At 41.0% G+C, this 563-nt stretch carries 1 protein-coding gene; it reads left to right on the plus strand.

Features of this window, described 5'->3' with window-relative positions; all coding sequences use genetic code 11:
* Nucleotides 1-492 (plus strand): dockerin type I repeat-containing protein (locus tag AAAY30_RS11545; protein ID WP_499222369.1); only part of this gene is annotated, 492 nt, incomplete at its 5' end.
* Between the last annotated feature and the right edge of the window lie 71 nt (nucleotides 493-563).

Raw genomic sequence — 563 nt, forward strand, 5'->3', positions numbered from 1 at the left:
CTTCACGAGTTAGCTCCGAATTATTTTAACAAGGACGGCTCGCATACAATGGAATACTCAAGTATCGGCAGTCATGATTATAAGTTCAAATACGAAAAAGCAGACGGCGGCGGTTATTATGACTCCGCCTTGTACTTTCAGAGCGGCGGCGCTGTAACGGGCGTAGTTCCGGATAAGGACGGCTGCGTGGAAATTTATCTGTCTACTAAAATTAATGAACCAACAGTTTACTGCACTACATTTTCTTACCGCAAAGCTTATGTAGTCGGCGGCGGAGGCGGTACTGTCGGTTCGAATATATACATATTGAGATTCGGCAATATTGACCTTCACGGCACAGTAGATGTAAACGATGTTACTTTTCTGCAACAGTACATTTCCGGATCGGTTGAGCTTGATTCGCTCCAGTATTATTACACAGATACAAACTTTGACGGTCACCGTGATGTAAGGGATGTTACAACCTTACAGCAAGCAATAGCAAAACGATAATTAAAATTATGGTTTTGCAAAATAATTTTGCAAAGTATTATAAAAGTTTGGTCAACTTTTTCAAAGGATCG

Origin of the sequence: Ruminococcoides bili, assembly GCF_040093295.1 — a bacterium.
GTDB lineage: Bacteria > Bacillota > Clostridia > Oscillospirales > Acutalibacteraceae > Ruminococcoides > Ruminococcoides intestinale_A.